At 34.7% G+C, this 23,634-nt stretch carries 21 protein-coding genes and 3 tRNA genes; 7 read left to right on the top strand and 17 right to left on the bottom strand.

From position 1 onward, the window contains the following. Window positions 1-131: 131 nt before the first annotated feature. The 8 genes from FLAPXU55_RS15195 to nirB form a co-directional block, all read right to left on the bottom strand. Window positions 132-1,397 (bottom strand): alginate export family protein, encoded by a 1,266-nt coding sequence (locus FLAPXU55_RS15195; protein ID WP_180858797.1) that lies wholly within the window; start codon window positions 1,395-1,397, stop codon window positions 132-134. 79 nt (window positions 1,398-1,476) lie between these two features. Further along, window positions 1,477-2,976, bottom strand: coding sequence for an MFS transporter (locus tag FLAPXU55_RS15190; RefSeq protein WP_180858796.1), 1,500 nt, complete (start codon window positions 2,974-2,976; stop codon window positions 1,477-1,479). A 95-nt stretch (window positions 2,977-3,071) separates the two neighbouring features. Then, window positions 3,072-3,509 (bottom strand): hypothetical protein, encoded by a 438-nt coding sequence (locus FLAPXU55_RS15185; protein ID WP_180858795.1) that lies wholly within the window; start codon window positions 3,507-3,509, stop codon window positions 3,072-3,074. Between the two features lie 7 nt (window positions 3,510-3,516). Beyond that, window positions 3,517-4,176, bottom strand: coding sequence for a response regulator transcription factor (locus FLAPXU55_RS15180; protein ID WP_053470263.1), 660 nt, complete (start codon window positions 4,174-4,176; stop codon window positions 3,517-3,519). A 696-nt stretch (window positions 4,177-4,872) separates the two neighbouring features. Further along, complete coding sequence (locus FLAPXU55_RS15175) at window positions 4,873-6,681, bottom strand: sensor histidine kinase (RefSeq protein ID WP_180858794.1); 1,809 nt, start codon at window positions 6,679-6,681, stop codon at window positions 4,873-4,875. Window positions 6,682-6,690: 9 nt separating this feature from the next. Then, a complete protein-coding gene (locus FLAPXU55_RS15170) occupies window positions 6,691-7,275 on the bottom strand; it encodes a DUF4202 domain-containing protein (RefSeq protein WP_180858793.1) in 585 nt (194 codons plus the stop codon). A 265-nt stretch (window positions 7,276-7,540) separates the two neighbouring features. After that, window positions 7,541-7,918: a nitrite reductase small subunit NirD gene (nirD, locus tag FLAPXU55_RS15165; protein WP_180858792.1), complete on the bottom strand. Its 378-nt coding sequence runs from the start codon at window positions 7,916-7,918 to the stop codon at window positions 7,541-7,543. A 251-nt stretch (window positions 7,919-8,169) separates the two neighbouring features. Then, window positions 8,170-10,683, bottom strand: a complete 2,514-nt coding sequence (gene nirB, locus FLAPXU55_RS15160; RefSeq protein ID WP_180858791.1) for a nitrite reductase large subunit NirB — start codon at window positions 10,681-10,683, stop codon at window positions 8,170-8,172. 267 nt (window positions 10,684-10,950) lie between these two features. Here nirB and FLAPXU55_RS15155 point away from each other — a divergent pair, with 267 nt between their 5' ends. Further along, window positions 10,951-11,730, top strand: a complete 780-nt coding sequence (locus FLAPXU55_RS15155) for an META domain-containing protein (protein ID WP_180858790.1) — start codon at window positions 10,951-10,953, stop codon at window positions 11,728-11,730. A 115-nt stretch (window positions 11,731-11,845) separates the two neighbouring features. Further along, window positions 11,846-12,277: an META domain-containing protein gene (locus FLAPXU55_RS15150; protein ID WP_180858789.1), complete on the top strand. Its 432-nt coding sequence runs from the start codon at window positions 11,846-11,848 to the stop codon at window positions 12,275-12,277. Window positions 12,278-12,511: 234 nt separating this feature from the next. On the opposite strand, the gene FLAPXU55_RS15145 is transcribed toward FLAPXU55_RS15150, so the two are convergent. Next, window positions 12,512-13,792 carry a DUF2130 domain-containing protein gene (locus tag FLAPXU55_RS15145; RefSeq protein WP_180858788.1) on the bottom strand — a complete coding sequence of 427 codons (1,281 nt, stop codon included), beginning with the start codon at window positions 13,790-13,792 and terminating at the stop codon, window positions 12,512-12,514. A gap of 398 nt (window positions 13,793-14,190) precedes the next feature. Beyond that, window positions 14,191-15,078 carry a LysR family transcriptional regulator gene (locus FLAPXU55_RS15140; protein ID WP_180858787.1) on the bottom strand — a complete coding sequence of 296 codons (888 nt, stop codon included), beginning with the start codon at window positions 15,076-15,078 and terminating at the stop codon, window positions 14,191-14,193. Window positions 15,079-15,285: 207 nt separating this feature from the next. Here FLAPXU55_RS15140 and FLAPXU55_RS15135 point away from each other — a divergent pair, with 207 nt between their 5' ends. Then, complete coding sequence (locus tag FLAPXU55_RS15135) at window positions 15,286-15,993, top strand: class I SAM-dependent methyltransferase (RefSeq protein WP_180858786.1); 708 nt, start codon at window positions 15,286-15,288, stop codon at window positions 15,991-15,993. 98 nt (window positions 15,994-16,091) lie between these two features. Here FLAPXU55_RS15135 and FLAPXU55_RS15130 read toward each other — a convergent pair whose 3' ends face one another. The 4 genes from FLAPXU55_RS15130 to FLAPXU55_RS15115 all read right to left on the bottom strand — a co-directional run bounded on the left by FLAPXU55_RS15130 (window position 16,092) and on the right by FLAPXU55_RS15115 (window position 19,313). Then, window positions 16,092-17,069, bottom strand: coding sequence for a zinc-dependent alcohol dehydrogenase family protein (locus FLAPXU55_RS15130; RefSeq protein WP_180858785.1), 978 nt, complete (start codon window positions 17,067-17,069; stop codon window positions 16,092-16,094). A 12-nt stretch (window positions 17,070-17,081) separates the two neighbouring features. After that, entirely contained in the window at window positions 17,082-17,360 is a 279-nt protein-coding gene (locus FLAPXU55_RS15125; RefSeq protein ID WP_180858784.1) for a putative quinol monooxygenase, read from the bottom strand. 2 nt (window positions 17,361-17,362) lie between these two features. Next, window positions 17,363-17,968 carry an NAD(P)H-dependent oxidoreductase gene (locus FLAPXU55_RS15120; protein WP_053470251.1) on the bottom strand — a complete coding sequence of 202 codons (606 nt, stop codon included), beginning with the start codon at window positions 17,966-17,968 and terminating at the stop codon, window positions 17,363-17,365. Between the two features lie 358 nt (window positions 17,969-18,326). Beyond that, the gene (locus FLAPXU55_RS15115) at window positions 18,327-19,313 is read right to left on the bottom strand and encodes an aldo/keto reductase (protein WP_180858783.1); all 987 of its coding nucleotides are present in this window, start codon (window positions 19,311-19,313) and stop codon (window positions 18,327-18,329) included. Window positions 19,314-19,432: 119 nt separating this feature from the next. Between FLAPXU55_RS15115 and FLAPXU55_RS15110 the strand changes: the two genes are divergently transcribed. Continuing rightward, the gene (locus tag FLAPXU55_RS15110; RefSeq protein WP_180858782.1) at window positions 19,433-20,278 is read left to right on the top strand and encodes an AraC family transcriptional regulator; all 846 of its coding nucleotides are present in this window, start codon (window positions 19,433-19,435) and stop codon (window positions 20,276-20,278) included. A gap of 98 nt (window positions 20,279-20,376) precedes the next feature. Here the strand turns inward: FLAPXU55_RS15110 and FLAPXU55_RS15105 are convergent, their stop codons facing one another. From FLAPXU55_RS15105 to FLAPXU55_RS15095, 3 genes are all read right to left on the bottom strand, one after another. After that, entirely contained in the window at window positions 20,377-20,862 is a 486-nt protein-coding gene (locus FLAPXU55_RS15105; RefSeq protein WP_180858781.1) for a hypothetical protein, read from the bottom strand. An 18-nt stretch (window positions 20,863-20,880) separates the two neighbouring features. Beyond that, window positions 20,881-21,642 carry a C40 family peptidase gene (locus tag FLAPXU55_RS15100; protein WP_180858779.1) on the bottom strand — a complete coding sequence of 254 codons (762 nt, stop codon included), beginning with the start codon at window positions 21,640-21,642 and terminating at the stop codon, window positions 20,881-20,883. 66 nt (window positions 21,643-21,708) lie between these two features. Then, window positions 21,709-22,887 (bottom strand): acetyl-CoA C-acyltransferase, encoded by a 1,179-nt coding sequence (locus tag FLAPXU55_RS15095; protein WP_180858777.1) that lies wholly within the window; start codon window positions 22,885-22,887, stop codon window positions 21,709-21,711. Between the two features lie 240 nt (window positions 22,888-23,127). Between FLAPXU55_RS15095 and FLAPXU55_RS15090 the strand changes: the two genes are divergently transcribed. From FLAPXU55_RS15090 to FLAPXU55_RS15080, 3 genes are all read left to right on the top strand, one after another. Then, a tRNA-Ser gene (locus FLAPXU55_RS15090) sits at window positions 23,128-23,211 on the top strand. Between the two features lie 89 nt (window positions 23,212-23,300). Next, window positions 23,301-23,375, top strand: a tRNA-Pro gene (locus FLAPXU55_RS15085). A gap of 114 nt (window positions 23,376-23,489) precedes the next feature. After that, a tRNA-Arg gene (locus FLAPXU55_RS15080) sits at window positions 23,490-23,563 on the top strand. Window positions 23,564-23,634: the final 71 nt, after the last annotated feature.

Genomic DNA, 23,634 nt, shown 5'->3' with positions numbered 1-23,634 from the left:
GAATTTGGGGTTCGTAATCGATTCAAATATAATTAATTAAACGAGATATCGTAACTTTTTTGTAAATAAAAAAAATACCCTTTTCCAAAATAGGAAAAGGGTAAAATATTGAAGTGAATTTTGAAGAAAAATTATTTTTTCCAGCTAAAAATTCTAGGATTTACAGAAATCATTAACCACGCCCAATTGTTGGTATGTCCGGCATCTCCATTTTTGATAAATTCTAAAGTTTTAGAACCAAACATTTGAGAATAACCTCCTGAAACTGTAATGTCTTTTTTGAAGTTATAGCCAAAAGTTGCGTCGATTTCAGTTCCTAAATATGAATCTAATTTTTCAACTGGCGTCACTACATCAGCAGCTGATAAAAATACATGCGGAATCAAAGCAAACTGCCACTTGTTTACATTGTAATTCAATTTGACAAATGCATCTTGTAAACCAACATTATTTAAGTGATTTCCAACATAAAAATAATCCATATAACCGTTAAAACCGTGGTTGGTTCCAAATATAGGGTTGAAAGATTTTATCACTGTACTTGCATCATTTGTATTTTTTCCTGATAAAAATTCGTAACCTAAACCAGCTTTAAAAGAATCTGTTATGCTGTAATTAAAATTTGCTGCAGCATTCCAGGCACTTACTTGTTGGTCTGTGCTTTTTCCGGTTTGACCGTATGCCCAAAAATTAGTATCGATTTTACCTTTTTTATAAGCTATATAAGGTCCAAAAGTCTGTTTGTAATCTACTAATAGTTTGGTAGAAGGAGCAGGCTCAGGAGCATACTCGTAACCTGTATTCAATAATAAGAAACTCAAACCAAAAGCTTCATTAAATTGATTATGATACCATGCATATTGCAAAGCTTTATAACTGGCAACAGTATAAGGAGTCTGAAGCACATTTTCGGCAGTAGAGTTATAAGCTCCCCCGAAATCTAATTTTTGTTTTTCAGTATGAAACGAAACTGTAAGTGCATCATGACTTTGTGCTTGTTGTCCCCAGTCTTGTTCTCCTAAAATACGCTGATTATCGTATGAAAGTACCTGACGTCCCATTCTGGCACTCCATTTTTCAGTGAAATTATATTGTGCCCAGGCTTCAAAAACAGCAACTCCGTTTTTATCTGCTGGAGCTGTTGGTGCAACGTCACCCCAGGTTCTGGTATTTTGCAACGTTAATTTTACAATTAAATCTTCTTGTTTATAATTGAAATTCAAACGAGAACGCTGTGAAATTTGTGAAGTTCCTTCCTGACCTTCTTGCAGAAGTTGTTTATATCCGTTTCGGTATTCAAAACGAGGCCTTATTTGTAAATTTACATCTAATTCTTGTGCTTGCATCGCTGCGCCAGTACCAAAAAGGAATAGAGCAATTAATTTTATTTTTTTCATAAAACTTGTAATTTTTTGATGGCGTAAATTTATAAGAAAAATAAGCCCTTATTAATGATAAAAGTCATTATTTTAAAATTTAATTGGTTATAGGTACAAGTTGCTGTTTTTCAATTGTTTTTACTGTTTGATATTGTTTTTTGCTCACACTTTTGGTAATGGCATAATGCATCCAGACTAAACATCCGGTTGAAAAAAGCAGAATAAAAATCCATGAACTTGACCAGATTCCGGTTGCAGTTAATAAATATCCGAATATAATAGGGCCGAAGAAACCGCCCAAACCGCCAATCATTCCAACCATACCGCCAACAACACCCACTTCATTTGGGAAATATTCGGGAATATGTTTGTAAACAGCTGCTTTTCCAATTCCCCATGAAATTCCAATCAGAATTACTAAAACTAAGAAAACCCACATATTAGCATCAAATTTAATAACGGTAATTCCTTTTGCCAGAAGTTCTTTTTTCTTCACGCTTTGGTTTTCTGCTACAACAACTTGTTGCCATGAAGTTGAAGTTGGAAAAATAGCATTTTCGGCATTATTTTCTTTTTTCTGTGCGACTGCAAAATCTGTTTCGCCAATCTTAATTTTATCATTTGTAACAGCTGTAATAGTTCCTTTTTTGGTTGCTAAAACTCCAGGTCCCGTAGTCGTAATCTCCATTTTCGGAATGGCTAATAAAGCACTTAAAACTACTGAAGATCCTAAAACCCAATACATCACTTTTCTGGCACCGAATTTATCTGATAAATAACCTCCAAATGCTCTGATTAGTCCAGAAGGAAGACTGAACATTGTGGCAAACAAACCGCCCATAACCAAGCTGGTTTGATAAACGTTCATGAAATTTGGCAGTAACCATTGTGAATAAGCTACAAAACAACCAAAAACTAAAAAGTAATACGCGCCAAAACGCCAAACTCTTGCAGATTTTAATGGTACAAGCATTTGAGAAACGGTTTTGGAATTGTTTTCTGGTTTTTTATTTTGAGTGAAAATCAAAAAAGCAATTCCAATTACCACTAAAGAAATGGCATAAATAACAGGAAGTATTTTCCAGCCGTTTTGCGGATCTTCAATCGAAAAATGATTTAATAGGGAAGGAGCTAAAAATGTTGTTATGGCTGCGCCGGCATTTCCCATTCCGAAGATTCCTAAGGCGCGTCCTTGCCATTCTTTTGGATACCAAATAGAAGTATAACCAATTCCGACGGCAAAACTTGTTCCAACCATTCCGAAAAAAAAGCTAAGCAAAGCAAACATAAAAAAGCTATCGGCGTAGGGAAGGAGAAACAACGGAATCGAACTTAGAAGCAGTAAAAGGGAAAAAACATATTTTCCACCATATTTATCTGTCAGGATTCCAATTGGCAGACGCATAATTGAACCCGTTAGAATTGGAATACCTAAAAGCCATCCCACCTGAACAACGCTCCAGTGGAAAATTCCGTTATCGACTAAAAAGGTTACTAGAACCCCGTTTAAGGTCCAGCAGGCAAAACACACGGTAAAAGCCAATGTGTTCAAAAATAAAATTTTGTGTGATTGAGATAATGAGTGTGTAGTTTTCATAGCACTTATATTTTTTTGTAAAAATAAGTACTATAACTTAGTTAAAACATGCTAAAACGCAGTTTTCTGTAAAATAATTAAGTATTTATACTTAATTATTCTTTACTTTTTTCAATTGAAGCCCAAGTTGTTTTTAAAATAGTTTTTTCATAATTACTTTCTTCAATAATTTTATTATCATTTTTCGAATCTACGACGTATTTCTTTGGGAAATTTACATTAGATGAAGGAGCTTTTTCTGGAGATATATTCACCTCTTCATTAGGAGTGAATTTTTTTAAACTGCATAAATCCAATACTCTGAAAGTGTCTCCTTTGGTGGTTTTAACTATTGTTACGGAGGCAAAAGCTGTAATACCACAAAGTATTTGAATTGGAGTATGTTCAACTACAATAACTTTTTCGCTTTGTCTTAGTCTAAAGTATTTCCATTTTTTTTGAATAGAATCTGAATATTCCTGAGAATAGTTTTGTGAATATATTTTTGAACTTAAAATGAAAATTACAAAAGTGTATTTAAGTAGTTTTCTCATCGAAAAATTAGATTAAAGAATACTCAGTTGCTTTATTAGAAAGTTCCATTAAGTTTTTTACTTTCAGTTTTTTCATCAGGTTAAAACGGTGTACTTCGGCAGTTCGTTTGCTGATGTCAAGAGCTTCGGCGATTTCCTTGTTTCCTTTTCCGGATAGTAAAAGAGTCAGAATTTCTTTTTCTCTTTTGGTAATCATCATTTCGTCGCTTAAGTTTTGCTTAGGTTCTAATGAATTTGATGGATTTGTCAATTGACCAATTAAGATTGAAGAAATGTCTCCACTGAAATATTTTCCACCAGCAGAAACCGTATGAAGTGCTTTTAAAAATTCTTCTTTGCTTGAACCTTTCAGTAAATAACCATCGGCTCCAGCTTTTATAGATTTCAATACGTATTCTTCCGATTCGTGCATCGAAAGCATGATGATTTTTATGTTATTATTTTCGCTTCTAAGTTTTTCTACTAGTTCGATACCCGTTAAGTTTGGCATACGAATATCGGCTATAAGTAAATCGGGTTTGCTTTGCGCTACCACGTCAAGAGCGTCGGCTCCATCAATTGCTTCGCCCACAACCTCAATGTTTGCTTCGTTTTCCAAAAGGGATTTGATTCCGTCTCTAACAAAAACATGATCATCTGCCAGCACTACACGAATGATATTACTCATAGTTTACTTAATTTTGGTTTTGGAATTTTACGTATATTCATCTATAAAGAAGACGCTAATATACGTAATTTTTTAGATTTTAATTTCTAACATTAAAATTTCTAATGTTGGAAATTCTAAATTATACAATTGTCAGGCTGAGCGAAGTCGAAGCCCACGTAAGTAGCTCTGCAAAGATTGTCGATTAAGATTGCGCGGGCTTCGACTTCGCTCAGCCTGGCAAGATTGTGGTCAACTTTGTCAAAGTTTTGAACTTTGACAAAGTTTGGTTTTAATTGCCTCCAGCTTTAGCTGGAGGTTTTGTAGATAAAAACAAAGGGCTTTAGCCAAATGTGTAAGTTTGGCTAAAGCCTTTTTGATACTTGTTTGTATACCTCCAGCTAAAGCTGGAGGCAATTTATTTTTTACTTTTTATTTCCTTGTAAACTTAAATTTTCTTTTGAAAACGATTGTCCGCGAGAGGGATAGGAGGAAGCTACCGAAGTAGCCCGGATAGCCCGACAGCATCCCGATAAGAGGGCGAATAAAGACAAAGTAAATTTGCCCTCTTATCGGGATGGTGGCTCGCCCAGATGATTATTCTTATTTTTTTGATTGTCGATTAAGATTGTGTGGGCTTCGACTTCGCTCAGCCTGACAATACTTTGCGCAATTGGAATTTGGTACTTAAATATTGGAATTTAAAAATTGGATTTTCTACTTAAGTATCGGAATATTAAACGTAATCCTTGTTCCTTCGCCTGGAATTGAGTTGATGAAAACGCGGCCGTTGATGTATTGAATTCTTTCTTTCATAAATAAAAGTCCCATTCCGGATTCGCTGTTTCGTTTTTTATCGACTGTATTGATGTCGAAGCCTTTTCCGTTGTCGTCTATAATTACGCTTAAAAGTGTTTCACTATGTGATAGTTGAACAATTATATGCGACGATTCTGCATATTTTATGGCGTTGTTTATGGCTTCTTGTGTAAGTCGGTAAATATTGATTTCGATTAGGGAATCTAAACGCTGGTCGAAATCGGTTTTGTTGTAGAAAAGGATTTCTTTTCCGGTTAGTTTTGAGAGTTCCTGAGTTAGTTTTGCCAGAGAAGAAACGATTCCGTGATCGCTTAATTCCGGTGGCATTAAGTTGAAAGTTGCGGTGCGGACACCTTTTATAATGTCAAGTGAAAGTTTTTTTAAATACTCGATTTTTTGTTCTGATTTTTCTCGGTCATCCAGATTAATGCTTTCCAGACTGAACTTTAAACCTGTAAGCATTTGACCAATTCCGTCGTGAATTTCTTTTGCGATTCGGTTTTGTTCGTTTTCCTGATTTTCAACAATTTTACTTGAAATAATCTTTTGCTGATTGATTTTTTCGGTGGTGTTTTCAAGATTCAAACGTTCGACTTCGCGCTGTGCTTTTTTGCGCTCGGTAATGTTGAAACAAACAATTAAAAGTTCTAATTCATCTTTTTTGATGGTGACGGGAACCATTGATAAATCCAGCCAAATGGTTTGATTTTCTTTGTTTAAAATTTTGATTTCGCCCTGCCAGCCGCTTCTTTGTTTTTCGAAAATAAGTCGGTCAATATTGATTTGCTCTTTTTCATCAACGGTCAAAACTTCAGAGAATTTTTTGTTAGATGAAAATTTGGTATAGTTTAAAAGTTTGGCAAATTTTTCTCCAATATGAATTATCGAACCATCGGGCGCAATTCGGCAATAGAGTAAAGTGTTCTCCATTGCGTAGTTGAGCGATTTTAACTCTTTAACCGAATTTTCTTTGATTTCACTGATAATTTCAGTGTCGTAAGCTAGTTTTAAAGCTTTCTTTTCTGAAGATAAAAGCCTTGTAATTAATCGTTCTATCTTTTTATTTGTAGGTTTAAAAATGAAGAAGAATTCCAAAAGAAGCACTAATAAGGTAAAACCGAAAATCCAATATTCTATTTTGCGTTGTTCTGTTACTTTTTCGTGTGCTTCGAGATCGTATTGCGTTACAATCTGATTCATTTTTGAAAGAAAAGAACCTTCGTTTTCTAAAATAATCTGTACCAGTTTTTGATTTTCTGCGGATTGTTTTTTCTTTTTTAAATTCGATAAAAACGAATCGGTTGTCTGTGCAATTTTATTGAAAATTGGATTGATTTCCAGATATAATTTGCTGAGTGTTTCTGATTTTTCTTTTGGAAAAGCTAAACTATCACTGCCATTTTCGAGTGCGTTTTGGTTTTTTTTCCAAAGTGATAAAACATCTTGTAAATGTGAAATTTGTTTAGCAGAAGCAGTATCAGAAACATAATGCAGAATCAGAACTTCTTTGACAATTTTCTGGCTCAGCATTCTTTGTTTTCCCGAAAAGTTGATGATTTTAGAATCGCTCAACTGCTGATTAAGATTGTATTGTACTAAAACCTGACTGACAATTATAGTTAAAGCAATAGTAAGAAGTGCAAAAAAATACAGGCGGCGTAAATTTTTGAATGTGATTTTATCTTCTTCCTGATTGCTTTTCTTCATAGAGTCGGTTTACAATCCTAAAGATGCTTTTATAAGGTTTAAATTTTCTTCAGAATAATTGATTTTTAAGGCTTCCTGATGTCCTTTGTCTGACATTTTATCCCAGGTTTTTTTGATGATATTTTTTAGTTTTTCTTCGTCATGTTTATGAACAAAAGGTTCTAAGTAATATTCTAAAAAAACCAAACAAATTACGTCTTCTAATAGTTGTGTTTCGTGATCTTTTTTAAGTAATTTTTTCTCTATTAAAAAAGAAACGCGATCGATAAAAGTTTGATCATAACCGGCTTTTTCAAGAATTTCGGCAGTAGTTTTAGCGTGGAATTTCTTCAATTCTTCTCTCCATTTCAAATAACCCACACGATCCATTGGATATGATTCACGAGCAACTTTCCATCGGCAGATGTGCTGTGCTTTTGACGCAATCTGAATTTCTTCAGAAGCATTGGGTTCAAACTGCATCAGTCTTTCGTACATCCTGTTTGAATACAATAATTCTTTTGGATATTCTTTGTTTTGGTCGGTTTCGAAGTTTGGATCTTGTGCGTTTTCAGCATCAATCCATTCGCTTGCTTTTTGGAAAGGTGTAGTCATTTTTTGGTTTGATAATAGATTTCAAAGATACGGAATTAAGTTTTTTTTAGCCACGAATTTCACGAATTAGCACTAATTATTGTTTTTGTTTTTTTGCCACAGATTAAAGGATTTTTTGGATTTAATCTGGTGTTAAGTTTTTTTGCCACGAATTCCACTAATTTAATTCGTGCTAATTCGTGAAATTGCTTCGCCTGTTCGCTATTGCTCGGGTCGTGGCAAACAATTTTAATCCTTTTAATCTGTGAAATCTGTGGTTTTAAAATTAATCTACAAATCCAACAAATACTTCGTCTTCAACTACTTTAATCGGATAGGTTGCAATTTTAAAATCGTCTCCATTTAAGTTAGAACCATCTACTAGTGAGAATGTTTTTTTATGCATTGGGCAGGCAATTTTTGGAATATCATCTGTAGATCCTGTCATTCCTCTTGAAAGTACCATTTCCATTTTGTGCGGACAGGCGTTTTGGCAGGCGTACCATTCATTACGGCGTGTGAAATTGAAAATAGCAATCTGCTTGTTTTTGTATTTAATGCAGCCGCCGCGATTGGTTGGAAAATCTTCAACTTTGCCCGCTTTAAACCAAATTGTTGCGTCGCTTGGGTGAACTGTTTCGTATTGACTTAAGATTTCTTCCATTGTAATTTTGTTTTGATTTCCTGTTTCTTAGCCCTCTTTTTACAATCAAGAGAGTTTTGATGGCGCAGTAAAAAAGAGGGTAAGAAGGACAGCAAACGTTATTGATATTTTTTTGTTTTTTGGAGCTTATTTTTTGCTTAGAGTGAAATTGCTCGCAAAGACGCGAAGGCGCAAAGTTTTTTCTTTATTTTTTTAAGTTTTTATAATTTGACTTTGCGTCTTTGCGTCTTTGCGAGATTAAAAGAACTTTTTTAGGTCCACGCTTTTGGCGCTTTTTGATCTCTTAACGGAACAAAAACAGCGTTTTCGTCTTTCTCATCTGAGTTTACGAAATGATTAAAGCGTTTTAATAATCTTGGTTTTTCCAGAACTTGTTTCCATTCGCATTCAAAAGTGTTTACCAAAGTCTGCATTTCGGCTTCTAATGTTTCACAGATTCCTAAACTATCTTCGATGATAACTTGTTTTAAATATTCTAAACCTCCGTCTAGTTTTTCTAACCAAGTTGAAGTTCTAATCAACGGGCCAGCCGTGCGGATGTAATACATTAAGAATCTGTCCATGTATTTGATTACGGTTTCTTTGTCAATTTTTTCGGCTAATAAAACAGCGTGTTTTGGATTTGCACCGCCATTTCCGGCGATGTATAAATTCCAGCCGCCTTCAACAGCGATTAATCCGAAATCTTTTCCTCTTGCTTCTGCGCATTCGCGAATGCAGGCCGAAACACCGCCTTTTAGTTTATGCGGAGAACGGATTCCTTTATATCTGTTTTCAAGTTCAATAGCAAATCCGGCGCTGTCGTCCATTCCGTAGCGACACCAGGCATTTCCAACGCAGCTTTTTACGGCACGAAGCGATTTTCCGTAAGCATGACCGCTTTCAAAACCGTTGTCAATTAATATTTTCCAGATTTTAGGCAGATCACTTAAATGCGCTCCGAATAAATCAACTCTTTGCGCTCCGGTAATTTTAGTATATAAATCGAATTGTTTGGCTACTTCGCCAATCACAATTAATTTCTCAGCTGTGATTTCACCTCCGGCAACTCTGGGAACTACAGAATAAGTTCCGTTTCGTTGAATATTAGCCAAAAATCTATCGTTTGTATCTTGCGTTGTAACGTGTTTATTAGCAGTGTCGTTATAAATACTGGAGAAAATAGAAGCTACAACTGGTTTACAAACTTCGCAGCCGTCGCCTTTTCCGTGATGATCTAAAACGTCATAAAAATTCTCGTATTTATTGATTTTTACCAAATCGAATAATTCCTGACGATTATAGCTGAAATGTTCACAGATTACTTCTTTAACTTCTTTTCCAAGTGATTTTTGAGTGGCTTTCACCAAATCTGAAACCATTGGTTTACAGCCACCGCAGCCAGAAGTAGCTTTCGTTGCTTTCACAACATCTGAAAAACTAGCACAGCTTTCATCTAAAATTTTACAGCAGATAGCACCTTTCGTTACATTTTCGCAAGAGCAAATTACGGCAGTGTCCGGTAAATCCATTACGCTTCCTAAACTTGAACCTTCAGAACCGTCGCGAGAACCTAAAATTAGATTTTCCGGATTTTTAGGTAATGCCATTGCGTTACTGTAAATTTGGAAAAGCGAATTATAATCGCTCGAATCTCCAACCAAAATTCCGCCTAAAAGTGTTTTAGAATCTTTGGTAACATTGATTCTTTTGTAAACACCGCTTAATTTATTCTCATAAATAATGGCAGTTACATTATCATTTTCGATAAAAGGATCACCAAAACTTGCTACTTCGACACCAATTAATTTCAATTGTGTCGACATATCAATGGTTTCTCTCATGGTTTTAGAACCATTTAAGATTTGTTCTGCAGCAACATCAGCCATTTCGTAACCTGGAGCAACAAGTCCGTAAATATTTTGGTTGTAAAGTGCCGCTTCGCCAATAGCATAAATAGAAGGATCTGATGTCTGCATTTGATTGTTTACCACGATTCCGCCTCGTAAACCCACTTCAAGTCCTGAAACTCGAGCTAATTCGTCGCGAGGTTTAATTCCGGCAGATATAACCAACATGTCTACTTTTAACAATTCGTCGTCAGCAAACATCATTCCCGTTATACTTTCTTTTCCGTCAATATATTGCGTTGCTTTGTTAAGATGAATTCCAATATTTAATTCTTCAATTTTTGCTTGCAGCATATCGCTTCCGCCTTTGTCTAATTGTCTTGGCATTAAACGCGGAGCAAATTCGACAACATGCGGGTTCAATCCTAAATCCCTAACGGCTTTTGCTGCTTCAAGACCTAATAATCCTCCACCAAGAACAGCGGCTTCGGTTGCGCCTTTTTGTTTTATCTTTTTGGCGTAAGCCATAATAGCATCTAAGTCTTCGATCGTTCTGTATACAAAAACACCTTCTTTTTCGACACCTTCTATTGGCGGAACAAAAGCTGATGAACCTGTTGCTAAAACTAAGTAATCGTACGTATGTGTTTTTTCTAAATGAGTATGTATTGTTTTTTCGGTACGATTTATATCTGTAATTAATTCTGATGTGTTTAGAATAATATTGTTTTCGGCGTACCATTCAGTTGTACATAATGATAAATCATCTGCCGTTTTTTCTCCAAAGTATTCACTTAAGTGAACACGGTCGTAAGCACGCCTTGGTTCTTCACCAAAAACGGTAATTTGATACTTTTCCTGTCCTGATTTTGCAATGAACTTTTCGCAAAATTTATAACCAACCATGCCGTTTCCAACTACTATTACTCTAATCATGATTTCTTTAATTAAGTATTACTACGCAAATATAAGTATTAATACTTATAAAAATACGTATTAAGGTATTTTTTTAAGTAGATGTAGTATTTGGAGAATACGTATTTCATCGTAATCTTTTACGTAGTGCGGGTTTTTAGTGAAATGGAATAGTGATAATTATTTTAAATTTGAAAAGATTCTAAATAAGAAGTTCAAAATATTGTCGTAAATTCATAAGAATTTTACTCGTATTTTGTTAAATTATGTTATTTCAAATAAAACGTTATGAAAAATATACTTTTACTTTTGTTCTTACTTTCTGTAATGATTGGTTGTAAATCTACAACAGACAAAACTTCAAATACACAAACTACTTCTGAATATGGTTCTCAGGAAGATGAAATGAAATATTATTTTACAGCAACCGGAAATGAGCCGTTTTGGGGTTTAAAGATGGGAAATGAGGAGATTATATTCACGTCGTTGATTCCGGGAAAAGAGAAACTTGTTTTTACACCTGTTGATGCAATTAAAGCTATGGATGCTAATGTTAAGATGTATAAAGTTGCTAATGAAACTTCAACAGCAACTATTACAATTCAGCAAGTAGATTGCCAGAATTCAATGTCGGGCGTCATTTCACCTTATAAAGTTTCCATAGAAATTAAAAATAATACTGAATTAGAAACTAAAAAGATCGGCGGATGTGGAAAGTACAATACCGATTATCGTTTACATGATATTTGGGTTCTGGAAGAACTCAACGGTTTTAAAGTTTTTGTAACCGATTTTCAAAGAGAATTGCCAAGAATCGAAATCAACTCTTCTGAAAATAAATTTATGGGTTACGGCGGTTGTAATGCAATCAGCGGAACTGTTTTTTATGAAAAGAATTTACTTCGATTCTCCAAAGTTATTTCGACCTTAATGGCTTGTGCGCCGGGGAATAAAGAAGGTGAGTTTACTAAAGCTCTTCAAAATACGACTACTTATAGTATTGAAAATAATAGGTTGACTTTATCAAATCCTTCGGGTAAACTTTTGGTTTTTAAGAAAGTAGATTGATGATTTTGAATTTTAAAAATGTCTTAGAATGGTTTAAAAATAACTTATAGTAACATAAAGATGACTTAAAGCTGGAATATTTTTGTAAAATAAAACTTATAAATATTTATTTTACATGAAAAAGATTTTAATGTTGTTTATTGCAGTCTCATTAGCTTATAGCTGCAAGTCAAGTAAGACTACAAATTCTACAGCTGCGACTAACGAAAACGCAATCGAAAAGAAACTACAACAAACCTGGATTTTAGAAAACTTAAACGGAAAAGTAATTACTGAAAAAGATTTTTCTAATGCTCCAAAATTAGAAATGTCTTCATCTAGTTTTTCCGGTTCAACAGGATGCAACGGTATTAAAGGAAGTTTAGAATCTGATGGAGCCGGAAAACTTAAGTTTCCTAATCTTACATCAGAAACTAAAAAATGTGATGCAAAAAAAGAAGGTGAATTTATGCAGTTATTAAGAACAACTTCTGGTTACTCTATTGAAAATAACAAACTTTACCTTTCTAATCAGTTTGGACTTACAATGTCCTTTAAAAAAGGTTAATTAAAAATGAAAGGCTTCGAAATTAATAGAAGCCTTTTTTTATTTTGTCATTTCGAGGAACGAGAAATCGCACTAGTAATTCCGCAAAGAAATTCGCCAATCTTTGTAGAGTTTCGAGTGCGATTTCTCGTTCCTCGAAATGACAAGATTGTGTTTAATTCTCATCAAAAAATCTGTGCACATATGTGTTTTCGCGTAAGCGAATCCGTTAAATCTGCGTGCCATCTCACATTGTTATTCCAATAATTCTTTAGGATCTTCATCATCACCTTCAATAAAATCCAATTCTAAAGCTCGTACAGTCTGAACCGCATTTCCAGCAATTCCACGAATCGATCCGTACATTCCTAAAGTATTGTGAACTACTTTTTCGATTTGTTTTTCACGCTGTTTCCAGATTCTCTGCATAGCTCTTTTTTCTGCATCAAGATCACCTTGCATTTGTGTAAAACCTTCTACAATTCCTTCAATTTGTAAACGGAATTCGTTGCTGGTTAAAAAGTCATACAACATCGACATTTTATCGCCTTTATTTTCTTGTGCCTGAACGGCCTGACTTACCTGAATTAGTGACTGACGTAAAACGGCGCTTAAACCTTTAAATTCTTCATACGTACAAATCCAGATACCGTCACGCATTCCCATACGTTCCATTCCGGCCGGCATAACTTCAGTTACTAAAACACCAATATTGGCTCTTTTGATTCTAATATCATTTTTGAACTTTTCGATCCAGGAAGGCTGAAAAGCTTTTGTTCTTTTGCTTTCGTAATAAATTGAACCACAATTTTGCAATTCGCGCGTGTTTACAATTTGAAGGCAATCAGCACCATTTGCGCCTTTTTTTATTTCATCAATGCTGTCAAGCGGGAAATTATTTGCCAGCCATTCTTCAATTGCTAATTCCATTACTTCGCCTTGTAACTGCATAGAACCTTGTTCCTGCTTGCGTTTCATTTCTTCGATCAGCTTTTTTTGATCGTCAGATTGTTTTTGGTATTCTTTGATTTTTAGTTCGTTTTTTTCTTCTTCCTGTTTACGGATTTTGTCACGTTCTAAAACTAAAGTAGCGTTGAGTTGCTTTTGCGCTTCGGCTTCAATTGCTTCTTTCATTTCCAGTTTTTCACGCTGTAATTTTGCAATTTCGCCTTCCATTTTATTTAATTCTCTGATTTTTTCTGACTTTTCAGAGAGTTCTTTTTCCATTAAAAGCAAACGGTCTTTATTTTCTTCTTCGAGTTTAATTTTAAGTTTTTCAGAAATTTCTTTTTCGGCTATTTTTCTTTCTCGGTCCAATCGCTCGGCAAAAAGTTCGTTTTCCTGTTTCTTTTTGGCTTCAAATTCGGCTTTTGCTTTTTCGAACTGTTCGTTTTTAAGTTCTAATTCTTTATTTTGGATGGTAGCTTTCTGTTGAAATTCTTTGCGTATGCTATCTTCCAACTGATGTTTTAAAACATCATTGACATCGATAGGAGTTCCGCAGTTTGGACACTGAATTGAAGATTGTTCAGCCATTTTTATTGATTTTATTTTGTAGAATTATAATTTGCTAAGGTATTTAAAAGTTCTGTTTTTATGGGTGAGATTGGTGTGATAAATTGTAACGATTTTTTGTTTGCCACGAATTACACAAATTTCCACTAATTAGTTTTGATTAATCTCGCAAAGACGCAGAGGCGCAAAGTTTTTTTTAGCCACAGATTAAAAAGATTAAAAGGATTTTTTTCTCATTTTATGTCATTTCGACGAAGGAGAAATCTTCGCAAGTAACTCCACAACGTAAGCCAATCTTTGCCGAGCTTCTCGCGAAGATTTCTCCTTCGTCGAAATGACAAACTTTGGGCATACCATTAAATATTAAATAAAAAACTTTGCGACTCTGCGACTTTGCGAGATTAATTTTAACACAAAACTTAGCGCAAACCGCTCTTATTCAACAAAAAATTAACAGCAGCTTTTGTAATTTCAGATTCGTCTTCTTTTGATGTGATAATCGAAACATCTGTTCGTAAATTGACTTTTTTTAATTCGATAAAACCTATTTCCGGATCTTGATTGTTTTTGGCAATATTCGAAGGAACAATCGAAATCCCTAATCCGTTTTTGACTAATTGTACGATTGAATTAATGTTATTCGCTTCATGAATTATCTTCGGCGTAAAGCCATAAAAAGCACAAAGTTCTAATAAAACTTCATGATAATGTGGTGCATAATCTTTATTGAAGAATACAAAAGTTTCCTCTTTTAAATTCAAGATCTCTTTTTCTGATTTTAGTTGAATGTTATTTTTATTGAATACAATTGAAAATCCATCCTGAAACCATAAATGTGATTTTATTTTAGGAGATTTTATGGGAGAACGTATAATTCCCATTTCGATTTTTCCTTGTTCTAAAGCATCGATTTGCTTTGTGGTAGAAACTTCAAAAAGCTTGAAATTTACATACGGAAATTGTATTTTTAAATGTTTTATTAAATCTGAAATAACTGCCGAATAGATTGAACTGATATAAGCAATCCTGAATTCGCCTGAAACATTTTCGGCAATCTTTTTTGTTTTTAAAGAAATCCGTTCCAAGTTCTGAAAAAGCGTTTTGACTTCTTTTTCAAAATATTTTCCGGCTTCGGTTAATTCTACTTTTTTATTGTTCCGAATGAAAAGCTTCGCCTGAAGTTCTTCTTCCAACTCGATAATCTGACGGCTTAATGGCGGCTGCGAAATAAACAGTTTCTCTGAGGCTTTGGTAAAGTTCAGTTCTTCGGCTACAGCCAAAAAATATTTTAGATGACGTAATTCCATGATACTTTAAAGGTATTATTAATTGATAAAAATAGTATTTTTAAAGTATTTATGAAAAGGATAGTTTTGAAAAAAAATATATGGGCCACGGGTTTTACGGATGAAACTGGTCAACACAGATTATATTATTTAAGTTTTGAATAAAAAATAAATCAGTGTAAATCCGTTTAATCCGTAAAACCCGTGGCCCAACAAAAAACAAAAGTTATGAAAAAATCAACTATTACAGAGATCAGAGAAAGGTTTGACAATGATGTCGAACGATTTTCGAATTTAGAAACAGGACAATTATCTACAATTGACGCTAAAGTTTCGTTAGAATTAATTACGGAAGCTTCAAAACGAATTGTTCCAAATGCTACTCATGTTTTAGATATTGGCTGCGGTGCCGGAAATTATACTTTAATGATGTTGTCTAAATTGCCAAATTTAAACTGCACTTTGGTCGATTTAAGTTTGCCAATGTTGAATAAAGCTTTTGAAAGGGTTTCAGCAGAAACAAACGGGAAAGTTGAAATTAAACAAGGTGATATTCGGGAAGTAGATTTAGAAGAAAATAGTTTTGATATTATTTTGGCCGGAGCAGTTTTGCATCATTTGAGAGATGATGAAGATTGGGAAACTACTTTTACAAAGTTGTTTAAATTATTAAAACCGGGCGGTTGTTTTATGATTTCAGATTTAATTACGCAGGAAACAGAATTATTAAATGAATATACCTGGCAGCGATATGGTGAATATTTAGAAGGAATTGGCGGAGCTGAATATCGTCAAAATGTATTTGACTATATTGCCAAAGAAGATACCCCAAGATCAATGAATTATCAATTGGATTTGATGAAAAAAGTGGGTTTCAAAAGCGTAGAGATTTTACATAAGAATATGTGTTTTGGCGCTTTTGGCGGAATTAAATAAAAAGTTTGCCACGAATTACGCTAATTTCCACGAATTTTTATTTCTCTAGTTAAAAAAAATAATTCGTGAAAATTCGTGTAATTCGTGGCAAAAAAAACTTAAATAATATCTACAACAATTTTTCCAATTGCAGAACCGTCGCTTACAGCTTTGTGAGCTTCCATTGCATTGTCTAAATTGAATGTTCTAGAATCAATTAGTGGTTTTAGCTTTCCTTCTTCAATTAATTTTGTTGTTTCTTTTAAAATATCTCCATGATGTTTTCGGTTTTCGTTGCCAATCATTGGACGTAAAACGAAAACACCGTGAATACTTGCTGAACGAAGTGAACTTGTTGCTAAAGTATGTGTTCCGAAAGCATAACAGCTGCTAATTTGCCCGTAATGACGAATGGCTTTAAATGAATCGTCAAGAGACTGACCTCCAAGGGTGTCGTAAATAATATCAAAACCTTTTCCGTTTGTGTATTGATTTACATAATCTTCAACGGGTGTGTTTTTATCAATCGCAGTTGCTCCATACGATTTTACAATTTCTGCTTTTTGATAAGAAACCGTTGCATATACATCGGCACCAAAAATTTTAGCCAGTTGTACGACCATGTGACCAACGCCGCCAGCTCCGGCGTGAACCAAAACTTTGTCACCTTTTTGAACTTTCGCTCTGTCAATTAAACCTTCCCAAGCGGTAAGCAATACTAGCGGAATTCCTGCAGCTTCTTTCATGCTTAGATTTTTTGGTTTTATAGCCAATAAATCTGCATCGACAGCGGTGTATTCTGCTAAAGTTCCTTGTAAACCTAAAACGCCGCCTGCAAGTCCGTAAACTTCGTGACCAACTTTAAATTCTGTTACGCCTTCACCGATTTCTTCAATTACTCCGGCAAGATCTGTTCCTAAAACAGCTGGTAAAACAGGTGATGCATAAGGTGAAAGTCCAAGTCGGATTTTGTTATCGATTGGGTTTACGCCACTTGCGTGTATTTTAACTAAAACTTCTCCTTTTTTAGGAGTTGGTTTTTCAATCTCAGTTTTTGCGAATTCAGATTCGTATGTATTTGTGAAAAGTGCTTTCATAGCTTTACTTAATTAAAGAATTTGGATTGTTTTGTAAACCTGAATTGGTGCAGAAGTTAAGGCTTCGCTTTTTGCAATAAAGTCTAATAAATAAGGCTGATTGTTGTGAATATCAAGTCCGGCCTGATCTTTCCATTCTTCCCAAATAATGAAAACATTATCAGTTGTGTGAAGATCATAACGAACGCAGGCTTCTTCTTTTCTGGTTTGTGTAACCAGATTTTGAATCAGGTTTTTAACTTCTTCAATGTTTTCCTGTTTGCTTTTTATAATTGCGGTGATAGAGATCATGATTATAAGGTTTTAAAAGTTTCTTCTAAGTGTTTGGTGTAATTTTCTTTGAAGATGACAATGTTTTCTGCAGTTGCACCTTTTTCAACGTCGTGGAAATGGAAACTGTTTAATTTTTCCATACCTACAAATTTATTCATTTTATGGAAACCAAACATAGCTCCTTGATCTACAGATGTTTCTTCGAAGAATTCTCCCGTAAGTGTGAAGGCAGTTGCAGGTGCATTCCAACTTGTGGTCAGCATATATTTGCGTCCGTGTAATTGTCCGCCTGTTCCGTAATTGATATCAGGATTTACCCGGCTTCTTCCGTCGCTTTTGTAAATTCCTTTGTTGTGTCCGGCTGTAAAAACGTCGTCGATGTATTTCTTGAAAAGATTTGGTAACTGAAACCACCAAACCGGTGTGTGATATACTACAACATCTGCCCAAACAAATTTTTCAACTTCTTCTTCTAAGTCAAAATCTTGTTTGATGTCGGTTGTTTTTATTTCAAATTTGTTACTGTTCTTTAAGTATTCGATTGTCCAATCGGTAACGGTTTCATTGAATTTTCCGCCTGAATGTGCGAAATTTTGACTTCCGTTGATGATAAATATTTTCTTCATTTTACTTTTTTTTCTGATGAATTCGGGACGCGTGAGGGATAGAGGCGGTATCCTTTTATGAAGCGATAGCGGAATAAAAGATATAGCCGAAAGCCCGCCCCGAAGGGACACGCCCAAATTCTAAATTATTTAATTTTTTGAGATTTTTTTTGAAACACATAGAGACATAGATTTTTCTTTTCTAAAAAAGGTAATTGAAAGAAACTAGTTTCTCACACATAGTTCTCAAATTTTTGTAGAGTTTCTGGCGCAGATTTCTCGTTCCTCGAAATGACAATATTGTGTTGACTATGTTTGTTAATGCAAGTGAAACGCCTTTTTTAAGATTCCTAAAAACTATGTTTCTATGTGTTTAGAATTATTTCAGTTTCGAAATCGCCTGATTAATAAATTCCAATTCTGAAGCTGATAAATCGAAATCCATTGTTTTTGCGTTTGAAATAGCTTGTTCTGCATTTCTTGCTCCGGCTAAAACAATTGTAATTCCTTTTTGTAAAGTTGTCCAGCGTAAAACCAATTGTGAAATTGACATCTGTTTTGCATTTGCCAATGAACTTAATTCTTCTACCAAAGTTTTTACTTTTTGAAGATCGAATTGACCGAAATAACCATTTCTATGATCGTTATCCTTTAATTTACTGTCGGTGAAATATTTTCCGGTTAGCAAACCTCTTTCCATTGGACTGTAAGCAATGATTCCGATGTTTTCCTGAATTGTAAGCGGAACTAAATCAGTTTGAATTGCCTGATTCAGCATACTAAAAGGAACTTGGTTTGAAGCTAACTGAATTGTTTTTTGCGCTTCTTTAATTTGTTCAGCATTGTAATTACTAACTCCGGCTGCTCTGATTTTTCCTTGTTGAATAAGAATTTCCATAGCTTCCATAGTTTCCTGAATTGGAGTAGTGGAGTCCGGCCAGTGAATTTGCAATAAGTCAATATAATCTGTTTGAAGACGTTTTAAGCTTTCTTCAACTTCTTTTATGATGTTGTTTTTTGAAGCGTATTTATAAATTGGTAATTTTTTTCCGTTATCGTCGGCATCAAAAAAGAAATCGCCTTTTCCGTTATTGCTTCCGTCCCAAACCAAACCAAATTTGGTTAACAATTGTACTTTTGAACGATCTTGAGATTTTAAAGCTTCGCCAATCATTTCTTCACTTAAACCAAATCCGTAAAAAGGAGCGGTGTCAATTGTGGTTACGCCGTGAGCGATTGATGCGTGAATAGAGTCGATTGAATCTTTCTTTTCGTTTCCGCCCCACATGTTTCCGCCAATGGCAAATGCACCGTAAGTTATAGTTGATAATTCAAGTTCTGAGTTGCCTAATTTTCTATATTCCATGATGTTAAAATTGATATCTTAAAATTATTTGACAAAATTATACCATTTTTTTTAGTGTTAAATTGTATATATTTGTCTTTTTTAGGTATATTTGCATCCTGAATTAATTGTTGCAGATTATGAAAAAAGAAAATTTATACGAACCGTTTACTGTATCTTTTGAAACATTGGGTGAATATCCGGATGTTGGAGATCGTCATAATTTCTTTGAATTGGTTTATATTTTAGGCGGAACTGGAACGCAGTGTATCAACAAAAATATTTTTGAATATGATGCGGGACATATGTTTTTATTGACGCCTGAGGATTGCCATAATTTTACAATTGAAACCGAAACGAAGTTTTTCTTTTTGAGGTTTAATGATATTTATTTGAAAAATTCCAGTCTGCAAAACGAGAATATTCAGCGTTTAGAATATATTCTGCAAAATGCTAATCATCAGCCGGGTTGTATTTTAAAAAATCATGCTGATAAATGTTTGGTGAAAGTAATGGTGGAGGCTATTATTCGTGAACATCAGGATAAGGATGTTTATAATAAAGAATTGATTCAGCAATTGGTTAATACGTTGATTATTATTGTGGCAAGAAATATTGCGAAGTATTTACCGGAGCAGGTAAATATTAATTCTGAAGCCAGAGCGATGGATATTTTGCAATATATTCAAACGAATATTTATTATCCTGAGAAGATTAAAGCGGAATCTATAAGTGATTATTTCGGAATTTCGAATACGTATTTAGGCCGTTATTTTAAAAAACATGCCAGCGAAACCATGCAGCAATATATCAGCAATTATAAAACAAAATTGATTGAGCATCGTTTACAATTCAGCGATAAACGTATTAATGAAATTGCGTATGAATTTGGTTTTACGGATGAAAGCCATTTTAATAAATTCTTTAAAAAACAGAGAGGGAATAGTCCTTCGGAATTTAGAAAGACGATTCGTATTAGTGCGTGATTGGGCACGCGTATGACGCGGATTTAAACGATTTTTATGTTTTTTTTGCCACAGATTTATTGGATTAAAAATGATTTTTTATATCTGTGAATAGAAAATTATCTAATTATTGTAGTTTCTGATAGTTTTATATCTTCTGGTTTGGCATTTTTATTATCGAGAAGTAACTGATTCATTACATTAAATTCTGCACTTCTTCCAGCAATTTTTATAATAGTCTCTCGAGATAGTTTTTGAAAATGTTTTTCTGAGACTTGAAGTATTATTTGATATGATTCTGTATTTTCAAATGCTTTTTTTGTTTCTTTTCCGTTTGAATCAATCTCATTATAAGTATAACTCCAATTTACTTTTGGAAGAAATAATCTAACAAAGGCAATAGGAAGAAATAAATATATTTCCTGAGCTTCAAAGTTGTTTTCGCAAATTTCAGATAACTTTTCAAATAAAGTATCTCCATCAAGACTTTTTTCTGATGAGTCAATAAATAGTATTGCTTTTTCAACTGAACTAGAAAAACTAGGGGTTATAAAATCTTTTGATTTACTAGATTTGGTTTTTAACAGAAAATCAAAAAATCTCATAATTCCTTAATTTAAAAATCAAATGATTTTCTTAATTACACGTAGTTTGTGAGTGTGCTTGTTTAATTCTGGATTGTAAATTCCGGTGTGATCTAAACGGTCAATACGTACTTTTCCACTTGCGTGAATGATGTAATTATTCTCCATAATGATTCCAACGTGTATGATGTTGCCTTCGTCATTGTCAAAAAAGGCTAAGTCGCCAACTTCACTTTCTTCAATAAAACTTAAAGATTCACCTTCGAGTGCTTGTTGTGAAGCATCACGATGAATTTTATATCCGTTTAGTTTGTAAACCATTTGTGTAAAACCGGAACAATCGATTCCGAATGGTGTTTTTCCACCCCATAAATATGGTGCGTTTAAATACATGAAAGCAGTATTTATTAAGGCGCTTTTTGGTTTTATGCCGCTTGTTTTGGTTCCCTCAAAATCAAAATTTGAAGTATTGATTTCGCTGTTGTTTAGAAAAGATAAAGAGGCTCCAAGCGGAATTGGAAGCAATAGATTGTTAGGCGCAGTGATATAGTCAATCAAATCTGCATTCAAAATAATGGCTTCTTTACTTAACTGATTGTACTGCTCCTGAGAAATTATCTGATATTGTTTAGAATCTACCCAGCCTATATAATCATCAAACTGAATTTTTATTCGTGCCCATTGATTTTGGCGTTCTAAAATTTCGATGTGTTCGCCAAACAAAAGTTGTGTAACGATTTCACTTCTGTCACTAGGCTCAGATCGAACGGGTACTATGGCAAGATTGCAGATTCCGAACATTTAGATAATGTATTAGTTAAAAATTAGGAGTTATTAATTTCTAATAACTCCTAATGAAATATTATTTTAAGCTCTTTCGATAACAATTGCAGAGGCACCGCCGCCGCCATTGCAAATTGCAGCCGCTCCGGTTTTAGCATTGTTTTGTTCTAAAACGTTTAGTAAAGTTACAATAATACGAGCTCCTGAACAACCAAGAGGATGTCCTAATGAAACTGCACCACCGTTTACGTTTACTTTATCGTTATCAAGGTTTAAGATTTTTGAATTGGCAAGACCAACAACTGAGAATGCTTCGTTGAATTCGAAAAAATCAACATCTCCAATTGCAATTCCTGCTTTGTTTAAAGCTTTTGGTAATGCTTTTGCCGGACTTGTAGTAAACCATTTTGGTTCTTGTGCAGCATCGGCATAGCCTTTTATGTAAGCTAAAGGTTTTAAACCTAAAGCATTTGCTTTTTCTTCAGACATTAAAACTAAAGCTGCAGCACCGTCGTTGATTGTTGAGGCGTTAGCAGCAGTAACTGTTCCGTCTTTTGTGAAAACAGCACTTAACGAAGGGATTTTATCCAATTTTACATTGGTATATTCTTCGTCCTTAGAAACAATAATTGGTTCGCCGCGTCTTTGCGGTACTTCAACAGGAACGACTTCATTGTCAAATTTTCCGGCATCCCAGGCTTTTGCGCTTCTTTCATAAGACTGAATTGCGAAATTATCCTGTTCTTCACGGCTGATGTTGTATTCAGTTGCACATAAATCAGCGCAAACTCCCATTGCGTTGTTATCGTAAGCATCTGTCAAACCATCTTTTTGCATTCCGTCGAGCATTGTTGCAGGGCCAAATTTGTTTCCGGCACGCATTTGTACATAGTGTGGAATTAAGCTCATGCTTTCCATTCCACCCGCTACTACAATTTCTGCATCACCGCAAGCGATTGCCTGTGCGCCAAACATTACAGCTTTCATTCCAGAGGCGCAAACTTTGTTTACTGTTGTGGCAGCAACTTCGTTTGATAGTCCTGCAAAAAGGGCAGCCTGACGAGCCGGAGCTTGTCCAACACCTGCCTGGATTACGTTCCCCATGAAAACTTCATCAACTAATTTTGGGTCTAGGTTAATTTTTGAAAGGGCTCCTTTTATGGCAGCAGCTCCTAATTGTGGTGCGGGTACGGTAGATAACCCTCCCATGAAACTTCCGATAGGTGTTCTAACGGCAGAAACGATAACAACTCTTTTGTTCATTTTCTGTTTAATATTAGTTAATGTAGCAAATTTACTCTTTATTTGAATAAATTCAAATTTTGCGTCAATTGGAATGGATTTTAAATTGAATATGAATTTTTTGTTAATTCTATTCGTTTGATTGTGAAGTGTTTTAGAGAAAAGATTAAAAAAACTTAAAAAAAAGCGAAAAAATAGTTGTGAGAAATGGAATGTTGTCTTACATTTGCAACCGCAAAACAGAACACGTTTCTTGAGCTTGGAGAGGTGCCAGAGCGGTAATGGAGCAGATTGCTAATCTGTCGACGGGTAACCGTCGCCAGGGTTCGAGTCCCTGTCTCTCCGCTTAATTTTTGCCACGGGGTGTAGCGTAGCCCGGTTATCGTGTCCCGATTGAGATCGGGAAGACCACAGATACAAATCTATGTCTAATTCGGGGTGTAGCGTAGCCCGGTTATCGCGCCTGCTTTGGGAGCAGGAGGCCGCAGGTTCGAATCCTGCCACCCCGACTAAAACTTTAAGCGATAAAGTTTTAAAATAAATGGACGCATAGTTCAGCTGGATAGAGCATCACGATTTTTAATCGGGACGGTCAAAAGGTTAAGTTAAAAGTTAAAGAAAATGGACGCATAGCTCAGCTGGATAGAGCACCTGCCTTCTAAGCAGGCGGTCGAAGGTTCGAATCCTTCTGCGTTCACGAAAAGCCACTCAAATCGAGTGGCTTTTTTGTTTTGTACTAGATTTGTTTTTAGTAACGTAGCTCAGCTG

Origin of the sequence: Flavobacterium panici (assembly GCF_903819335.1) — a bacterium.
Taxonomy (GTDB): domain Bacteria; phylum Bacteroidota; class Bacteroidia; order Flavobacteriales; family Flavobacteriaceae; genus Flavobacterium; species Flavobacterium panici.
Note: the sequence above shows the minus strand (reverse complement) of the source record. Positions and strands in the feature narration are given on the sequence as shown.

What these genes read in the sequence shown, in the direction of transcription:
- FLAPXU55_RS15110 (WP_180858782.1), top strand. Translation starts at nt 19,433, where the DNA reads ATGAAAAAAGAAAATTTATACGAACCGTTTACTGTATCTTTTGAAACA.
- FLAPXU55_RS15105 (WP_180858781.1), bottom strand. Translation starts at nt 20,862, where the DNA reads ATGAGATTTTTTGATTTTCTGTTAAAAACCAAATCTAGTAAATCAAAA.
- FLAPXU55_RS15120 (WP_053470251.1), bottom strand. Translation starts at nt 17,968, where the DNA reads ATGAAGAAAATATTTATCATCAACGGAAGTCAAAATTTCGCACATTCA.
- FLAPXU55_RS15115 (WP_180858783.1), bottom strand. Translation starts at nt 19,313, where the DNA reads ATGGAATATAGAAAATTAGGCAACTCAGAACTTGAATTATCAACTATA.
- FLAPXU55_RS15155 (WP_180858790.1), top strand. Translation starts at nt 10,951, where the DNA reads ATGAAAAATATACTTTTACTTTTGTTCTTACTTTCTGTAATGATTGGT.
- FLAPXU55_RS15145 (WP_180858788.1), bottom strand. Translation starts at nt 13,792, where the DNA reads ATGGCTGAACAATCTTCAATTCAGTGTCCAAACTGCGGAACTCCTATC.
- FLAPXU55_RS15095 (WP_180858777.1), bottom strand. Translation starts at nt 22,887, where the DNA reads ATGAACAAAAGAGTTGTTATCGTTTCTGCCGTTAGAACACCTATCGGA.
- nirD (WP_180858792.1), bottom strand. Translation starts at nt 7,918, where the DNA reads ATGGAAGAAATCTTAAGTCAATACGAAACAGTTCACCCAAGCGACGCA.
- FLAPXU55_RS15185 (WP_180858795.1), bottom strand. Translation starts at nt 3,509, where the DNA reads ATGAGAAAACTACTTAAATACACTTTTGTAATTTTCATTTTAAGTTCA.
- nirB (WP_180858791.1), bottom strand. Translation starts at nt 10,683, where the DNA reads ATGATTAGAGTAATAGTAGTTGGAAACGGCATGGTTGGTTATAAATTT.
- FLAPXU55_RS15130 (WP_180858785.1), bottom strand. Translation starts at nt 17,069, where the DNA reads ATGAAAGCACTTTTCACAAATACATACGAATCTGAATTCGCAAAAACT.
- FLAPXU55_RS15175 (WP_180858794.1), bottom strand. Translation starts at nt 6,681, where the DNA reads ATGAAGAAAAGCAATCAGGAAGAAGATAAAATCACATTCAAAAATTTA.
- FLAPXU55_RS15150 (WP_180858789.1), top strand. Translation starts at nt 11,846, where the DNA reads ATGAAAAAGATTTTAATGTTGTTTATTGCAGTCTCATTAGCTTATAGC.
- FLAPXU55_RS15190 (WP_180858796.1), bottom strand. Translation starts at nt 2,976, where the DNA reads ATGAAAACTACACACTCATTATCTCAATCACACAAAATTTTATTTTTG.
- FLAPXU55_RS15180 (WP_053470263.1), bottom strand. Translation starts at nt 4,176, where the DNA reads ATGAGTAATATCATTCGTGTAGTGCTGGCAGATGATCATGTTTTTGTT.
- FLAPXU55_RS15100 (WP_180858779.1), bottom strand. Translation starts at nt 21,642, where the DNA reads ATGTTCGGAATCTGCAATCTTGCCATAGTACCCGTTCGATCTGAGCCT.
- FLAPXU55_RS15170 (WP_180858793.1), bottom strand. Translation starts at nt 7,275, where the DNA reads ATGACTACACCTTTCCAAAAAGCAAGCGAATGGATTGATGCTGAAAAC.
- FLAPXU55_RS15135 (WP_180858786.1), top strand. Translation starts at nt 15,286, where the DNA reads ATGAAAAAATCAACTATTACAGAGATCAGAGAAAGGTTTGACAATGAT.
- FLAPXU55_RS15125 (WP_180858784.1), bottom strand. Translation starts at nt 17,360, where the DNA reads ATGATCTCTATCACCGCAATTATAAAAAGCAAACAGGAAAACATTGAA.
- FLAPXU55_RS15140 (WP_180858787.1), bottom strand. Translation starts at nt 15,078, where the DNA reads ATGGAATTACGTCATCTAAAATATTTTTTGGCTGTAGCCGAAGAACTG.
- FLAPXU55_RS15195 (WP_180858797.1), bottom strand. Translation starts at nt 1,397, where the DNA reads ATGAAAAAAATAAAATTAATTGCTCTATTCCTTTTTGGTACTGGCGCA.